At 43.8% G+C, this 14,634-nt stretch carries 16 protein-coding genes and 1 pseudogene; 9 read left to right on the top strand and 8 right to left on the bottom strand.

Annotated features, from left to right (window positions below; genetic code table 11):
* The first annotated feature begins 161 nt into the window (after positions 1–161).
* The 4 genes from B1L02_RS04095 (at position 162) to B1L02_RS04080 (ending at position 2,515) form a co-directional block, all read left to right on the top strand.
* Positions 162–479 (top strand): hypothetical protein, encoded by a 318-nt coding sequence (locus tag B1L02_RS04095; RefSeq protein WP_010375910.1) that lies wholly within the window; start codon positions 162–164, stop codon positions 477–479.
* A 32-nt stretch (positions 480–511) separates the two neighbouring features.
* Positions 512–1,246 carry a helix-turn-helix transcriptional regulator gene (locus B1L02_RS04090; protein ID WP_088530019.1) on the top strand — a complete coding sequence of 245 codons (735 nt, stop codon included), beginning with the start codon at positions 512–514 and terminating at the stop codon, positions 1,244–1,246.
* Positions 1,247–1,362: 116 nt separating this feature from the next.
* A complete protein-coding gene (locus tag B1L02_RS04085) occupies positions 1,363–1,917 on the top strand; it encodes a hypothetical protein (protein ID WP_010375911.1) in 555 nt (184 codons plus the stop codon).
* Positions 1,918–2,227: 310 nt separating this feature from the next.
* Entirely contained in the window at positions 2,228–2,515 is a 288-nt protein-coding gene (locus tag B1L02_RS04080; protein WP_088530018.1) for a hypothetical protein, read from the top strand.
* 120 nt (positions 2,516–2,635) lie between these two features.
* Here the strand turns inward: B1L02_RS04080 and B1L02_RS04075 are convergent, their stop codons facing one another.
* Positions 2,636–3,592, bottom strand: coding sequence for a GlxA family transcriptional regulator (locus B1L02_RS04075; protein WP_088530017.1), 957 nt, complete (start codon positions 3,590–3,592; stop codon positions 2,636–2,638).
* Between the two features lie 94 nt (positions 3,593–3,686).
* Here B1L02_RS04075 and B1L02_RS04070 point away from each other — a divergent pair, with 94 nt between their 5' ends.
* Both B1L02_RS04070 and B1L02_RS04065 read left to right on the top strand, forming a co-directional pair.
* A complete protein-coding gene (locus tag B1L02_RS04070; RefSeq protein ID WP_010375915.1) occupies positions 3,687–4,094 on the top strand; it encodes an MAPEG family protein in 408 nt (135 codons plus the stop codon).
* 87 nt (positions 4,095–4,181) lie between these two features.
* Entirely contained in the window at positions 4,182–5,756 is a 1,575-nt protein-coding gene (locus B1L02_RS04065; RefSeq protein ID WP_088530016.1) for a sensor domain-containing diguanylate cyclase, read from the top strand.
* A gap of 3 nt (positions 5,757–5,759) precedes the next feature.
* On the opposite strand, the gene B1L02_RS04060 is transcribed toward B1L02_RS04065, so the two are convergent.
* Positions 5,760–5,942 carry an alternative ribosome-rescue factor A gene (locus tag B1L02_RS04060; protein ID WP_010606219.1) on the bottom strand — a complete coding sequence of 61 codons (183 nt, stop codon included), beginning with the start codon at positions 5,940–5,942 and terminating at the stop codon, positions 5,760–5,762.
* Positions 5,943–6,154: 212 nt separating this feature from the next.
* Between B1L02_RS04060 and B1L02_RS04055 the strand changes: the two genes are divergently transcribed.
* Both B1L02_RS04055 and B1L02_RS25050 read left to right on the top strand, forming a co-directional pair.
* Positions 6,155–7,162, top strand: a complete 1,008-nt coding sequence (locus B1L02_RS04055; RefSeq protein WP_088530015.1) for an alpha/beta fold hydrolase — start codon at positions 6,155–6,157, stop codon at positions 7,160–7,162.
* A 248-nt stretch (positions 7,163–7,410) separates the two neighbouring features.
* Positions 7,411–8,955, top strand: coding sequence for a basic secretory protein-like protein (locus B1L02_RS25050; protein WP_088530014.1), 1,545 nt, complete (start codon positions 7,411–7,413; stop codon positions 8,953–8,955).
* A gap of 60 nt (positions 8,956–9,015) precedes the next feature.
* On the opposite strand, the gene B1L02_RS04045 is transcribed toward B1L02_RS25050, so the two are convergent.
* The 5 genes and pseudogenes from B1L02_RS04045 to B1L02_RS04025 all read right to left on the bottom strand — a co-directional run bounded on the left by B1L02_RS04045 (position 9,016) and on the right by B1L02_RS04025 (position 13,368).
* Positions 9,016–9,333, bottom strand: a complete 318-nt coding sequence (locus B1L02_RS04045; RefSeq protein WP_088530013.1) for a hypothetical protein — start codon at positions 9,331–9,333, stop codon at positions 9,016–9,018.
* Between the two features lie 9 nt (positions 9,334–9,342).
* A complete protein-coding gene (bla, locus tag B1L02_RS04040) occupies positions 9,343–10,065 on the bottom strand; it encodes a subclass B1 metallo-beta-lactamase (protein WP_088530012.1) in 723 nt (240 codons plus the stop codon).
* Between the two features lie 120 nt (positions 10,066–10,185).
* Positions 10,186–11,316 (bottom strand): sodium ion-translocating decarboxylase subunit beta, encoded by a 1,131-nt coding sequence (locus B1L02_RS04035; protein ID WP_088530011.1) that lies wholly within the window; start codon positions 11,314–11,316, stop codon positions 10,186–10,188.
* 10 nt (positions 11,317–11,326) lie between these two features.
* A pseudogene (gene oadA / locus B1L02_RS04030) lies at positions 11,327–13,107 on the bottom strand (sodium-extruding oxaloacetate decarboxylase subunit alpha).
* 12 nt (positions 13,108–13,119) lie between these two features.
* Complete coding sequence (locus B1L02_RS04025) at positions 13,120–13,368, bottom strand: OadG family protein (RefSeq protein WP_088530010.1); 249 nt, start codon at positions 13,366–13,368, stop codon at positions 13,120–13,122.
* A gap of 458 nt (positions 13,369–13,826) precedes the next feature.
* On the opposite strand from B1L02_RS04025, the gene B1L02_RS04020 reads away from it, so the two are divergent.
* Entirely contained in the window at positions 13,827–14,321 is a 495-nt protein-coding gene (locus tag B1L02_RS04020) for a YcxB family protein (RefSeq protein WP_088530009.1), read from the top strand.
* A gap of 74 nt (positions 14,322–14,395) precedes the next feature.
* On the opposite strand, the gene csrA is transcribed toward B1L02_RS04020, so the two are convergent.
* Entirely contained in the window at positions 14,396–14,581 is a 186-nt protein-coding gene (csrA, locus tag B1L02_RS04015) for a carbon storage regulator CsrA (RefSeq protein WP_010375935.1), read from the bottom strand.
* Between the last annotated feature and the right edge of the window lie 53 nt (positions 14,582–14,634).

Raw genomic sequence — 14,634 nt, 5'->3', positions numbered from 1 at the left:
CCAAGCGGCGTAGTAGCATTTATTACTCAGGTTGTGGTACCAGTCCTTGCCAAATCCTTCGTTTTACTAGGTATAAAAGGAACTGTATATTTAAACACTACTGACACTCCCTGACACAACATCGTGGTTTACTAATCTTGAACTCAAAAAGGAGAAAGACCATGCAACAAAATGTCGTAGAGATTGTAAAATTTAAATTGGCTCTTGGTGCTACAGAGAGCGACATTATGGGTGTAAACCCAGCTTTTACCGAGTGGGTAGAACAGCAACCTGGGTTACTATATCGTTCGTTGACTAAAGACAGTCAGACTGGCGAGTATTTAGATATTATTTATTGGCAATCGATGGAGCATGCAAAAGCGGTTTCAGCGCAATTCCCAACAACCGAAGTATGCCAAAGATTAACGCAATACATAGACAGCGAGAGCGTCACCATTAGCCACAGTAATGTACTCTCTCAAACGCCATGTAGCGGTTAATTAATCTGAGATTTGAATAACAAGGAAAACTCGTGCATAAATCAGAACGTCTCTTTCAGTTAGTGGATCTGCTCAAGGGTCGACGATTAGCGGTTACCGCTAAATCATTGGCCGATCACTTTACGGTATCTGAGCGTACGATTTATCGCGATATTCAGGACTTACAAAGTTCTGGCGTGCCAATTGAGGGGGAAGCAGGTGTCGGCTATATCATTGGTGACTACCCTCTGCCCCCTATGATGTTTAGCTATGATGAACTCACCGCATTATTACTTGGCAGTAAAATGGTTGGAGCATGGACGGATCCCGAACTAAGCGCACATGCAAAAGCGGCCATTGCCAAAATAGAGGCCGTGCTACCCGCTCACCTCAAACAACAGCATGATCACTCCCCTTATTTGGTTTCGAGTTTTAAACACGGACCACAACAACAATCCTTTAGCGCTACACTTAGGCTGGCCATTGCGGCTAAGCAGTGTGTACAACTTGAATATCAAGACGTTGCAAAGCAACAAACCCAGCGTATTATCGAGCCACTCGGATTGGTTTATTGGGGTGGAAAGTGGACGCTGGTCGCATTTTGTCAGCTCCGCAGTGATTACCGTGAATTTCGCTTGGACCGTATCACCGCGATACATAAAAGTGAGCGGACCTTTACCGTAAGTCCTGATAAAAACCTCAGCCATTACGTTGAACTAGTCAAGGCCAAATACGCCGAAGAAATTGCACAGCACCAATGCCAAGCGCCTGATAAAAGTAGCAACTAATTCTAAGCTCACTGCCCGATTCATATTTTGTTACTATTACTTGCGCATCTAAAACCAACCTTTTCAGACTGCACCGCGACTAATTTTGTAAATCAGACTTATCCTTCGAGGTGCTTATGAAAACCACAAAATCAATACTCATTATTTCGGTAACACTGGCTGTGAGTGCCTGCGTTGGCTACTCCAATGCAAATCCAACAGAGCCGCAAACGCAAGGTAGCTACCAGCTTATCGCTTACCAAGACTGTAACCCAATAATCAAACACACCATGGACGCCGAACAGGTGGCTGCATACAAAGCACTCAAAGCGGCAGAGCTTGATATGTCGGCTTCTGAGTTACCAATGAAAGATATTGAAGACAAGCTCGCACTGCTTAGCAAAGAAATGGAAGCCATTAGTAAAGAGGCTATACAAGAAGACGACGATCGACTTGTGATCAATAAAGCGCTACTGGCTAAACAAGAAGAAAAGGCCAAGCAGATTGAGGCTGTAATTGAAAGCCACGCTGCTAATTTTGATGCCATTGACGACTATGCCGAAAAAATCGAAGCCGCAGCAAATCGTTTTGATAAAGCTTTAAAACCCATAATCGGTGACTTAAAAGAGGTCAATATTAATATCATCGAACCCGGTGAAACCCCGAGTACCCGTTGCCTCGCGTCAAGCTAAACAAGTTGAACTGACTGAATGGAGGAAAATATTCCTCCAACTGTATTTGCTCATCACTTGCCTTACCATTTAGACAAAATGGTATGGACTTTAGCTGACAGGCGGTTTTGAGCAAAATATGGCTACTTCATGAAATGCTTTATGCGTATTAGTTCACATATAAAATGTGTTATGTTTGTTCATGCTAGCCTCAGCTGTTTAGTTATTTAACAAATTAATTATGGCTCTGCTTTATATAAAGCTAACCCACGAAAAAGAGAAGGCTAGCACGGTGTGGGAGTCATTATATCTATAGTTCGGAAGGTCGGCAGTGAATGATATTGAAAGGAATAAGTTAATCGAAACTAGCTGGGATTTGCATAGTTTGGTAGAAATTAGCTACCTTGGTAATCCCGCTACCAAAGGCGATGAAGAATGGCTAGAAAAACAGCGTATTCTATTAGCTGATATGGCCATTCATTTATTACAAACGGCTATTCAACCAGGTAACATAGAGCTTGATAAATTAAAAAATAACCTGCACTCAATTCTAACAATCACAGATCAATTTTTACCCCACTCGGGACTTAAAGAAGCAACAGAGAAACTTTACGAGTAAACATATAACACATGTCCAAGTTAGTATTGCCATAGTTAACTGTTGTCATGTTTTGCAGTTAACTATAGCGATAACAGCCAATGTTATTTATTGCACAAAGAGAAAGGTTAACACCCACTATTACGACCCTCTCACTCGATTAAGCGATTGGTTATAGTGCTTTTTGTATTGCTTCGCTAAAGCCTGACTGTCTTGGTAGCCAACCTGATTGGCTATCTGCTCCACACTCATATTGGTGCTATGCAATAGCTGTTTGGTGCGAACGAGTCGCGCAAGTCGCACATACTCAAAAGGTGTCATACTCGTGTGCTGTTTAAAACGTCGAATTAGCGTGCGTTCTGACATACAAGCCTGTTTCGCAAGGCTATGTAAGCTATGCGAAACATCTAGATTATCACTAATATGATGCTGTGCTTTGAGCAATTGCGCATCTCTATGTTGTAAAAAGCCACTGAGCTGCACAAACTCATTTTGACTCGCTTGCTCGTTTGGTATCGCCAGCCACGCGGCAATTGTTTTTGCTACTTCTGAACCCAGCACGTCGGTAATAAACCGCAGCATCAAGTGCAAGTAACTATGAGCCGCGCCCGCGGTATACACCATGCCGCTTTGCTCCGTTACCTTTTGGCTGTTGGGCTTTAAAACGGGATAATATCGTGTAAAAAAGGGCGTAAGCCACCAGCTACATGTAAATTGTTTTTGATCTAACAATCCTGCTGTGGCTAAAAATGCGGTACCGCAACATCCGGCAAGTTGATAAGTCGCGGGATGAAATTCAATACCATGCTTGTTTAATTGTGCTTTGACCTGTTGGCATTGTTGCCACAACAAAGGCTCTGACGAAAACTGGCTGCCGAGCCAGATAACGACATCAGCATCAGCCAATGCGCTAAATTCAGCATGACAAACAAATTCTAAGCCTTGACTACTCATCACCGACTTTTGCCCAGAAAGTGCAACCGTCTTCCAGCAAAACACCGTCTTACCAGCGACTTTATTTGCCACATTCAAAATATCAATCACGCCAGTTAATGCACTCGCAAATACATGTTCAGGACATAGCAAAATCACTTTCATGGCAATATCAAACCAAAATTAGTCATTATTGACACGATAAGTTAGCAATCAATCTAGTTAAAGTAAAACCTCTTTCAAACTCAGGAGCTTTACTATGTGGATCCATATTCCGATTTTATTTTTGCTTAGCCTAACGCTGTTATTATTCCTTTTGACCGCAACGAGTAGAATTCGCGCAGTCAAAAATGGTGATATTGCACTTCAAGATATTCGCTATGTCGAAAAACACGCCTTCCCCGAGCGCATAAGATTATTAGGTAATAGCTATGACAGCCAGTTTCAGCAGCCGGTTTTATTTATTGCACTACTGATACTTTTGCATATTGAGCAAATGACAGGACAATTTTGGTTTGTACTCAGTACTGTGTTTGTCGCTGCAAGATATTGGCACAGCTACGAGCACGTACTGGGCAGTAACTTACGATTAAGAACCCTAGCATTTGGGTTAAGTAGCTTTTGCTTGTTTTTTGCCTGGTTTAGCTTCTTGTTCGATAGGGTGTAAAAAGTCTCTGGTCAAAGGGTTTTTACACTGGCTAAGTTACGCACAAGTTTGTTACATTAACTACAACAATAACCTTAGGTTTTCGTTGTGCTGCAGTCTAGGTTGAATGGCGTCAAAATATACAGCAACTTTAGTGGGAAGCTTACGCTCCTACTCGCTGTTATTTACGGCGCCGTATTTTTGTTTAGCTCCTCAATTTTTGCGCTTGATGACAATTGCTCGCTCACGACCGCTCACGGCAACTCGATTTCGCTTGCTATCAATACCACGTCTTATAGCAAAATTGAGCGCGGCAACAACACCGTCTCTATAGCCTGCAATTTAAATGAGGACAGCGTTATTTCATTTGTAGATGTTGGCCTTAATCACTATCAATGGGGAGTCAATGTCCCGTCGCTAGTTAAGTTCTCACAGCCCGCATTTATCATTCCAAAAGGTAAGTACACAGCAACCTTAAGCTTAGATTCTATGCAAATTCATACGCCAAGATTTAGGCTGATGAGCGTGCCGAAATTTATTTGGGAAAGTCAAAAAACCAGCCTAGTCATGGGCGCATTTTATGGCCTTTGCTTTACCTTAATTTGCTATGTATTGATCATGGGTAGTCGCCTCAATGATCCTATATTTAGGCTTTACGGGGCTTATATCTTCTGTCTTTGTGGATTTGTATTATTCCAAGAAGGGCAATTAAATCTTTTTGTTTCATCCCAGTATAAATCATTACTCAAACACGCATATTTACTTAGTATTGGTCTCACTGTGGTTTCGGCAACCTGGTTTATGTTGAGTATCCTACTTGTTGACAAACAGTGGCCAAAACTTACGTTGTCACTTAAAAGTGCCGCGGCTATCGTGATGCTCCTAAGTGTACTTAAAATGTCCACCCAACAAGCACAATTGTCCTACTTATTTAGCCAAATAATGGCCTATATAACCCTCGTTATTGTCGCCACTCTCTTTGTGCTATCAGCTCTACAAACCAAGCGGAAAATTGGCGAAGCAAGTTTGGTTTTTGCGGCACTGAGCCTAGTATTAGTCGGTATGGTATTTCGCGTGCTTTTAGTGGGATATAGCCCATTTATGCAGCGCTATGCACTTATTTTTGCGTTTGCCATTGAGTCTTTGCTGCTTGCCGTCGCCGTGTCTAAACGCATTGGGCGGCTCAGACAGCAAAAGCAACAAGCTGAAAATGAAGCAAATTATGATCAATTGTGCGCTATTTTCAACCGTCGAGGCTGGCACAAACAAGCCAACGTGCTAGTCGAACAATTTAATAAGCGTGATGGTGTTCTGGCATTATTTTACGTTGATTTAGATAAGTTTAAGTTGATTAATGACCAATTTGGTCACGATGCTGGAGATAAGGCGCTTACCCATGTTGCGACGTTTTTATCATCAAGTATCAGAAAACAAGATATTGTAGGACGCCTAGGTGGTGATGAGTTTGCTGCCCTTTGCTTATTTGACGACATACAATCTGCAGAAGAAAAAGCACAACAGCTGCAACAACAACTCAATACCTTGCAATTTAGTCATGGGAAACAAAAGGTAGCAATTCAAGGTAGTGTCGGGCGAGCATTTGCCCAACACCCTATAACAGATATAAGCGATTTAATCGCACAAGCTGACAAGCAAATGTATCAGCAAAAAACCTTATCTTAAAGCTTAGGCTGCCTTAAGGTAAGGCTCTTGGCCTTTGTGCTTTACGCTACGTTGATAACTACCTTTGCCTTTTTTGCTCTTTTCAACTTTCGCCTTAAACAACGGGCTTGTTACCAACGCTTTTAGTGCGTTGTCTTTAATTTCACCACGCTGATGCGCATGCTGAAGTTTGCTTTTTTTAGTCATGACTTACTCCAAATAAGAATCATATAAATTGATAGTGTTGATGCATAATTTCCGACCATCAACAAGCGCGAATATTAACCTAAATGTTTTAAAGCGCAATGGTATTTAGCAATAAATTTTCGTCTTTTTTGACTGCTATTTTAAAGTTAAGTTCATACCTACGCTCTATACTTAAATGCAGCCCTTTCAAGTCAAGCTAAACATTCGCGACAATGACCGATATCAAGATTGCAACCGGGATCAGCATACATTATCAGGACGAGGGAGCGCCTCACGCCCCTGTCATTATTTTGATAATGGGTCTTGGGGCACAAATGACAATTTGGCCAGATGAATTGTACTTTGGGCTAGTCAATAAAGGTTTTCGGGTGATCCGTTTTGATAATCGCGACACGGGATTATCGAGCCACTTGGACCATTTAGGTTCACCGAGTGTGATAAAAACCATGCTGAGTAAAAAACTTCCCATCCGCGCTTCAGTTCCCTATACCCTAGAAGATATGGCCGAAGATGTTGTCGCTTTGATGGCAGGACTTAAGATTAAACGCGCCCACCTTGTTGGTGCTTCTATGGGCGGGATGATTGCACAAATCGTTGCCGCTAAGCATAAAAAGAAAGTGGTAAGTTTGACCTCAATTATGTCAACCTCAGCGTATCCCAAGTTTACCGCAGCAAATGTAAAAGTCATGCTGCAACTGGCAAAAGCACGGCCAAAGTCAGACTGCCACCAATCAGCCATTCAATACAATATAAAACTCAATCAGCTGATCGGCAGTCCCGCCTACCCTCAAGACGAAGGGACGCTACATCAACAAGCCAAACACAGTATTGAACGCGCACATAACCCGCAAGGATTTAAGCGTCAGCTTGCGGCGATTGTCGCAAGCCAATGTCGCAAGCACACGCTGGCAAAGATAAAAACGCCTACACTTGTGATCCATGGTACCGACGACCCTATTTTTCCCGCGGCCGCAGGCCAGCAAACCGCCGCTACTATTCGCAAATCCAAACTAAAACTGGTCAATGGGATGGGCCATGACTTCCCTCCAATGCTCATGCAAAAGATTGCTAAATGGGTGGCAAAGCATGTGACTAAAGCTGAGCGAAAGCGATTACAAAAGAAACAACGCAAACAAAATGCAGCCCAAGAGACTGCGAATAAAAAAATCCCGAAAAATCAATCAAACACACTCCAACCCAACTCAGATAACAATAAATAACATCTCTAACATTACGCCCTGTAAAGCCTGATGGTGCTAGCCTTCGCATCGTGATTTAACCTAAATTCGGAACGCCAATTCTGCCCTTATCGTTAAATTAAAGTAAATTTTCATTTGACAAACGTACATAAAAGCAACAACAATTAAACCGTTCCAAATCCATTTGGGCGCAAAAATAAAATAACCATGGATACAACATCAACCGATATCTGCCCACAAAAAAGTGGAACGATACAAAAGAGGTCAACATGAACATCACTATAGCTAAAACGCGATTCCAACGCTCTCTTATAGCAACCGCTTTGGTGAGCTTGGGCTTAAGCTCTGCGCACGCAAACAGCGATCTGACAACTGCCAATGCCGCTGCTATCAGCGTTTCTGGAGAAAACCAACCCTATGAAGGCAAAGTCAACGCATTTGATAATAACCACTACAGCAAGTGGCTTACTTTTTCAGCTTCCGGTTGGATAAGTTATGCGTTTAGCGAAGCGGTTAATTTAACAGCTTACACCCTCACTTCCGCGAACGATGCGCCACAAAGAGATCCTAAAAATTGGACGCTTCAAGGCTCTCAAGACGGTCAAGTGTGGTTCACTATAGATTCGCAAAACAATCAAAGTTTTGCTTCGAGACATCAAACTAAACAGTTCAATGTCAGTGCCAATCAAGCGTACCGCTTTGTGCGCTTAAATGTCACCGCAACGCAAGGTGCCAATCTGTTACAGCTTGCAGAAATAGAATTTATCGGTGCTCCGGCAAACGATGGTACAGCGCTGCCATTTAACCGAAGTGGCAGCGTTACCCCTGGCCAATGGGCGCATTTTGGGCCATTTAAAAGCTCAGCACCTATCACAGCAACCTTGACCGGCAGCGGTGATGCAGATCTATACCTAAAAGCAAATAGCCAACCGACCACCTCAAGTTATGACTGCCAAAGTATCAATGATGCCAGCTCCAACGAGCGCTGTGATATAAGCTCAAACGCACCGGTTTATGTCTCTGTACACGGTTTCCAAAGCGCCAATTATGAATTAACCGTCAGTAGCGATAGCACACCACCAAACGACACGTGGCAACGTCCGGAAGTAAACTTTGTTGATGTAAATCCCGAAACACAAGGCTCAGCATTATTTAAACGGATCATACCAAACCCAGCTGCACACATGGCCGAGCGCTGTGTGGATGTAGCAAAACTGCTATACCGCGACGCCAGTGAATCCCAGCGTTTTAGAAAATTGCAGTTTGAGCTGAGAGCCAAAGATCATTGGGGTAAGGATTTCGTTGCCTACAAGATGGGACAAGACGGCTCGGGTGAGATGACTATCGTCGTGAGCACCGCGCACTTAGAGCGTATTTATCGCGATAATAATAACAACGATGCCGTGATCCGTGATGAGATCGACGGCATTTTATTCCACGAAGTCACCCATGGTTACAATAACTCGCCGCTGACTCATGACGGCTATGGTGATGGCAAGGCAAACTGGGCTTACACCGAAGGTCTAGCTGATGCAGTGCGGATCGGTGCTGGTTTTCATAAATCTCGCTCACCAGATATCATCAACGCTAAACGCTGGCTTAGTGGCTACACCACAACTGGGTTTTTCTTGCATTACGTCAAACAACAGCACGACTCAGAGTTTATCTACAAGTTTAATAAAGCGGCGAAAGATATGGGCAATTATACCTGGTCATTCGATGCTGCATTTCAACACATCTTGGGCCGAAGTGTTGAAGATGTTTGGAACGAATATGTCGCCTTTATCCAAAATGGCGGACAGCTGGAGTATTAATTTTTAAATAGTAACTCTGCCACGTAAAAGAGTCTAAGAGATTCCTTTACGTGGTATTCGTTAATTTTGTGACGCCTGCTCATGGGACATTGTTTTCAATTTAATCGCAAGGCCACAGGAGAAGTATATCTTCACCACTCCAACAATGATCAAATGAAAGTTCGGGTGGGAAAGCAAATCTAAGTCATAGAGATAGGCTGCTTTTATTGGCGCGTCGCCATTTTCTATCACGGCGACTAGCCAATGATAGATTGCAATCCCCTCTTTGATCACCCCAAGCACTATCAAGGCTACACCCGTCAAAAACAACAAGCGACAATACCACAGTGCAGTTTCTAAACCCGGACAGCGTAAATTACGAAATGGAATAAATTTCATGCCAGTCCTTTATTTACCTTTTGATTGCTCGATTTTGATTAACTCAACGGTATGGTGCAACAAAGATAAATCCCCTTCTTTACCATGTCCAGGGACAACCATGTTTATTTCCGGATATCGGCTCAATACATTGTGTATAGATGCTTGCCACTCATCAACCGAAGCATCCTCCAAGTTACCTAAATTTTTACTCGCCACACTTTTCACAAAGCATCCAGCGAATAAAGTTTTAGATTGTGGCAGCCACACGACAATATTGTCTTTCGAGTGCCCTGCACCTGGGTAATAGGTTTCAACGACACCTGGCTTAATCGCTGATGAGGCTTGCGGCAAATTATGTGACGCGATTGTGCTGTGTTTTTGGGCTAATAGATGGTTAGTTTGGGCTGATGCATAGGTTGGGATCTGATGTTTATTTAATACCACTAGGCCACCGCTTGCATCTTGATGGTAATGCGTGACCACCGCCCCTTTAACATTGAGCTTGCGGTCCTCAGTCCATAAAAGCAGCGCTTCTGTGTCCTGCTCGGTCCAAGGTGTATCAACAATATACGCATCTTGACCGTCGACCACAACCAGCCCAGAGCCTGCCACTAACCCCCAAGGCTCAACTTGTAGCGAAGATTCATGTTTATAAACATGCTCTGCAATCGGCGTTACCACTAAAGTCGATGTTTCCGCTGCACCTGCCACGCAGGGTAACAAGAATAAGAAAGTAGCTAAAAACTTCACCTGAAGTTGTTCGTGTTAATTAAAAGTGACGAAAGACTATCAAGTTCAAGAATATAAAGTCCAGCAATAAAAATGCGCGGCAATCTAAAATCGCCACGCAAATGGTTGGAGAAGTGCAAATTAACCTACAAGTGCAAGCAAAATACCAGCAGCAACCGCGCTGCCCAATACACCCGCTACGTTGGGGCCCATCGCGTGCATCAACAAGAAGTTATGCGGGTTACTTTCAAGGCCGACCTTATTGACCACACGCGCAGCCATTGGTACTGCGGATACCCCTGCGGCACCAACCAGTGGATTAATGGGTGTATCGCTAAACTTATTCATGGTTTTAGCCATTAATACACCAGCTGCGGTACCAATTCCAAAAGCTACAGCGCCTAATGCTAGAATCCCCAGCGTTTCAACGGTTAAGAATTGATCTGCCGCCAGCTTTGAGCCAACCGCCAACCCGAGAAAAATAGTGGTGATATTAATCAACTCGTTTTGCGCCGTTTTACTCAAGCGGTCTACTACACCACACTCTTTCATCAAGTTACCCAAGCAGAACATGCCAACCAAAGGTGTTGCAGCGGGTAAAAACAGTATCGTCAGCCCCAGCACCGCCAGAGGGAATAGGACTTTTTCGGTTTTTGATACATGGCGCAGCTGCGGCATCGCAATCTGACGCTCTTCTTGCGTCGTGAGTGCTTTCATGATTGGTGGTTGAATGATTGGTACCAACGCCATATACGAATAGGCCGCCACCGCAATGGCCCCCAGTAACTCTGGCGCAAGCTTAGACGCGAGGAATATCGCAGTTGGCCCATCTGCACCGCCAATAATGGCGATTGCAGAGGCATCTTGCAGGGTAAACTCAAAGCCCGGAATGTAGTTCAGCAAGATAGCCCCAAACAAAGTGGCAAAGATCCCAAATTGAGCTGCGGCACCAAGCAACAGCATTTTGGGGTTGGCTATCAAGGCACTAAAGTCTGTCATCGCGCCAACCCCCATGAAGATCAGCAAGGGGAATACCCCGCTGTCTATACCAATGTAATACACGTAGTACAAGAGTCCGCCAGGATCTGCAAGTCCAGCAACAGGAATATTCGTGAGTATGGCGCCAAAGCCAATGGGCACCAATAGTAACGGCTCAAAGCCTTTGGCGATCGCAAGATACAAAAGTCCGCAGCCCACAGCCATCATGCAAAGTGCAGGCACGGTGAAGTTGGCAAGCCCTGTTGCTTGCCATAAATTAAGTAACCCTTCCATCACGACATCCTTATGCTAAAGACATGATGGCATCGCCAGCACTGACGGAGTCGCCTTCAGAGACGAGTAGCTCTGCAACTTGGCCACTGTGTGTTGCACGCACCTCGGTTTCCATTTTCATGGCTTCCATGATGAGCACCACATCGCCTTCTTGCACTTCATCACCTGCGCGCACCATAAGCTTAAAGATGTTGCCAGCAAGTGGTGCATTCAGAGTTTCACTGGAGCTCACCGAGGTTGATTGCGGGATAAGCTCACTGTCTTTAACTTGTACTTCTTTCAACTCACCACCTGGCGCAACCACCACATCGTATACTTTGCCATCCACTTTTACGCTATAACGCTCAGGTGCCGATGAATTTGCTTTAGTGGGCGCCGCTGCAGCTTTTTGTTCTTTGCTTTCAACAAGCGTTGGTTTTGGCTCAAACGCATCTGGGTTATTCCGATTTTTCAGGAATTTAAGGCCAATCTGAGGGAATAACGCATAGGTAAGCACATCATCAATGACCTCATTTGCCAACGTAATTTGCTCCTCTTTTGCCGTCGCGACTAGCTCGCTTTGTAAACTATCTAGCTCAGGTTCAATTAAGTCGGCAGGACGGCAGGTAATAGGCTCTGCGCCTTCAAGCACTCGCTGTTGCAAAGCTTGGTCGACTTGCGCAGGTGTCGCCCCATATTCGCCTTTCAGCACGCCAGCCGTTTCTTTAGTTATAGACTTGTAACGCTCACCGGTAAGTACGTTTAGTACCGCTTGCGTCCCGACTATCTGTGAGGTTGGTGTTACGAGCGGCAAGTAGCCAAGTTCTTTACGAACACTTGGAATTTCTTTTAGTACTGCGTCAAGCTTGTCTCCTGCACCTTGCTCTCGCAATTGGTTTTCCATGTTCGTTAACATGCCACCAGGCACTTGTGCAGATAGAATACGACCATCTACCCCTTTTAAGCTGCCCTCAAAAGCGGCATATTTCTTTCTCACTTCACGGAAATAGGCTGCTATCTCTTCAAGCTCAAGCAGATCAAGCCCAGTATCACGTTCTGTGCCTTCAACAATCGCCGCGATAGTTTCTGTTGCGCTATGGCCATAGGTCATACTCATCGAAGAAATCGCCGTATCGAGCATATCGATACCCGCATCGATGGCTTTTTGATAAGTTGCTGTGCTGAGTCCTGTGGTTGCATGACACTGCATTGCGATAGGAATAGAGACGGACGCTTTAAGCCCAGAGATTAATTTTTCGGCGTCATAGGGTTTCAGTAACCCAGCCATGTCCTTGATACAAATAGAATGACACCCTAAGTCTTCAAGCTGCTTAGCTTGCGTGAGCCACATTTCCAGCGTATGAACTGGGCTTACGGTATACGAAATCGTCCCCTGCGCATGGGCGCCTACTCTGATAGCTGCTTTGATAGCCGTTTCTAAGTTGCGTACGTCGTTCATTGCATCGAATATTCTAAATACATCCACCCCGTTATGGTGGGCACGTTCAACAAACTTTTCGACAACATCATCAGCATAATGACGATAGCCTAACAGATTTTGGCCACGCAGTAGCATTTGCTGTTTGGTTTTTGGCATCGCAGCTTTCAGCGCACGGATCCGCTCCCAAGGATCTTCGCCTAAGTAACGAATACACGAGTCGAAGGTAGCTCCCCCCATGATTCAACGGACCAGTAACCCATATTGTCGAGCTTCTCGGCGATAGGAAGCATATCTTCCAAGCGCATTCTGGTGGCGAGTAATGACTGATGCGCATCGCGCAGCACTAGTTCGGTTAGCTTTAACTGTGACATGCAAAACCCCTCTTAATTGTTTTTCCTGTAGGCTGCAACGGCAGCGCCAATGGCTGCAATATGTGCCTGCGGCACACTCTGTGACGATGTTGCTCTGGTTGTTTTTGATCTTGTGGTATTTGGCTCTACTTCTTTAAATTGAGCGGCAAAGTTGGCCAATAGTCGCATCGCAAAAATCAAAATGGACAGAAAAACAAAAACCCCAACCATACCGGTCAGCATAAGATTTCCTGCTTGCAGTAACTGCGCTCCAATATCCATTATTACCCCTTACTTGCTGTTTGGTTTTCCTGTTCGATGTTAACTAACTGGTATAAACCTTCGCTTTTTGTAGATATTTATTCACCTTATAACAAAAAATGTTCCACTGTAAAGCTCGCTGTAAATTGGTATTACCAAAACACTTAACTTAAAAACAATCAATGAGTTAGCTAGAAAAGTACTAATAAATATGGGAAATTAACATAATAAATATGAAAAATATTCAAAATAGCGCCAACTAATACTGAGATTTTAATGAACATAGAATGGATTTGTGATTATGCAAGGTAAGTTGTAAATTGGACTGACCAAAATCTAACGTTTACGTAAACGTCACCTTGTATGGCGCGTATTTCGCTGGATATAGTAAAGGGGAGCTGCAAACAATTTATTCGCGTTACAGCTTTTCCAATATAGATTGGTATAATAAGGGTAAATTTTTACCAAAACGATCATCTATGTCGCCCCTTGAACAAAATGAAAATTTATCTTTTCAAAGTCAATTTAAGTTAGATAAAGCTTACTATCGAGAGTGCTTTGAAGAGTCTGAAGCCAATGGACTTGCTGTTAAACCAAAATATGGCTTGCTTGTACTGCTAATTGCACTGGGGCTATTTGCTATTTATGGTTTGCAGGAGCACTACGTCGGGAACTTTCTTATTCTACTGGCAGTGGTTGAGTGCGTCGCTTTCTACTATCGCAAAGCTTGGTGGGTAATAAGACAGTCGTATTCTCGCGCGGCGGGTAATATAGTTGAAGTTTCAATCACTAGAAGTGGCATTAGCACCAAAGCGACACATGCCGAGTTTTCTTACCCATTTGACGACTTAGATAAACTCGTTGAAACAACCAGAGGTTTTTTGGTGTTTCACCAAAACAAACCGAGCTACATCAGTAAAGCGGGACTTAACGAAGAAGCGATTGCTTTTTTGTCTGAGCAAAGCCAGAAATAAGAAACCCCGCAGTGGCGGGGTTTTTATACCAGTTAACACGTGTTAACTGGCATCGTAATTCAGTATTTGGTCAATTACATATTGCCCGGGCTAGATTTCTCAGCCTGAATTCGCATGTAAATTTCTTCACGGTGAACTGAAACATCTTTAGGCGCATTTACACCAATACGTACTTGGTTACCTTTAACACCTAGTACTGTTACAGTCACTTCATCACCAATCATCAGGGTTTCACCTACTCGACGAGTTAGTATTAGCATTCTCTTGCTCCTGTTATTCCAAAATTTAAAAGATTCCGCGTCAAATCCATTTT

It is taken from the genome of Pseudoalteromonas piscicida (assembly GCF_002208135.1).
GTDB lineage: Bacteria > Pseudomonadota > Gammaproteobacteria > Enterobacterales > Alteromonadaceae > Pseudoalteromonas > Pseudoalteromonas piscicida_A.
Note: the sequence above shows the minus strand (reverse complement) of the source record. Positions and strands in the feature narration are given on the sequence as shown.